At 64.8% G+C, this 1576-nt stretch carries 1 protein-coding gene; it reads right to left on the bottom strand.

The annotated features are described in order from the left end of the window. Positions 1 to 85: 85 nt before the first annotated feature. Complete coding sequence (locus OX89_RS05910; protein ID WP_011803789.1) at positions 86 to 1312, bottom strand: IS110-like element ISAisp4 family transposase; 1227 nt, start codon at positions 1310 to 1312, stop codon at positions 86 to 88. Between the last annotated feature and the right edge of the window lie 264 nt (positions 1313 to 1576).

Below are 1576 nucleotides of genomic sequence, written 5' to 3'. Positions count from 1 at the left end.
TTAATGTGGAAGACACCCGCCACCGGACGTGCCGACACCTGGCCTGAGGCTGGCCAAGGCCGAATGGTCAGCGGGCAAGCGCGTCTCAGGCGGCAGCGGGCGTGGCGATGAAGCCGTGCTTGCGCAGCATTTTGATCCAGCGCGGCGCGTTGCGCTGAACGTTCAGCGCCTCGTAATCGACCTCCTTGTCCTGGTAGTGGCTTGCGTTGCTGAGCATGGCGTAGATGGTGCGCAGCATCTTGTGGGCCAGCGCCACCACTGACTTCTTGTGGCCCTTTCGGATGGTCAGCGCGTCGAACTTGGCCTTGAGTGCGCAGCGCGTTCGTGCTGCAGCCTGGGCGAACTCGCACAGCAGCCTTCTGACCCAGGCGTTGCCCTTGCGGATGCGCCCGGTTTTGCGCTTGCCCGCGCTCTCGTTGTTGCCTGGGCAGATGCCCACCCAACTGGCCAGGCGCTCTGCACTGCCAAACACGCTCATGTCCGCACCAATCTCCACCAGCAGCATGGCCGCCCCCTGCTCGTCGATGCCCGGCAGGGTCTGCAGCAGCCTGAGCTGTGGCTGCCAGGGTTGCAGGCCCTGCAGCAGGTACTGGTCCATGCGGGCGATGCGCTGCTCGATCTGCTCAATGTGCTGCACGATCTCCTGGGCCACAAAGCGGTGCACTGCGCTGAACTGCTCGGTGCTCAGGGCCTCGCACAGTTCTTGCCTGCTCGCTCGCAGCCGCCCCTTGTGGTTCAGCACCTCGTGCATGGGCTGTCCCTCGATCAGGGCTTTGACCATGGCACGCGCGCTCTGTCCGTGGATGTCGGCCACCAGCACGTTGATGCGAATGCCCGCGTCCACCAGCACCTTGTGCAGCCGGTTCTTCTCGGCGCTGCACATGCCCACCAGCTTTTGCCGCTGGCGCGCTACCAGGCGAAGCTGGCGCATCTGCACCGGTGGAATGAACGAGGCGCGCAGCAAACCCGCACGCGCCAGCGTGGCCAGCCACTGTGCATCGGCCATGTCGGTCTTGCGACCGGGCACAGCCTTGACATGCCGCGCGTTGACCACCCAAGCAATAAGGCCCACCGCCTCCAGCGCCGCAAACGGGCTCTTCCAATACACCCCTGTGCTCTCCATCACCACGACCTCAGGGGCCATCTCCAGCGCCCACTGCGCCAAGGCGCGGCGGTCGCGTTTGAAGGCGCCGAAGTCTCGCTTGGTGACCTCTACCCGGCCATCGTCATGTTCGACAACGGCGCAGGCCGTGATCTTGGCCTGGTGAACGTCCAGCGCAATGACGCGCTTGTGCATCGGGGTCAAATCCATTGCGGCTCTCCTGCAGCTTGAATGACAATCACAAGCGTGCGGACCAGCCAAGGTGCCGCCGACCAACGGCCTGCCGGGCAAGCCCGGCGGCTCTCTTTAATGTGGGCTGTCAGGCGCGCTCTGACCCGGCTGGGTCTGGGCAACGCCCGCAGGCAATCCTGGGTACGAGTGGTCGGCAGCGGGTCAAGTTAGCGATCGCGGTCGAGTGCCATCAAAGAATTGACCGACCTCTACCCGCGCTGGCCCGCACGCCCCCAGTGTCTT

The sequence above is a fragment of the Diaphorobacter sp. J5-51 genome (genome assembly GCF_001023515.1).
Taxonomy (GTDB): domain Bacteria; phylum Pseudomonadota; class Gammaproteobacteria; order Burkholderiales; family Burkholderiaceae_C; genus Diaphorobacter; species Diaphorobacter nitroreducens.
Note: the sequence above shows the minus strand (reverse complement) of the source record. Positions and strands in the feature narration are given on the sequence as shown.

What these genes read in the sequence shown, in the direction of transcription:
- OX89_RS05910 (WP_011803789.1), bottom strand. Translation starts at nt 1,312, where the DNA reads ATGGATTTGACCCCGATGCACAAGCGCGTCATTGCGCTGGACGTTCAC.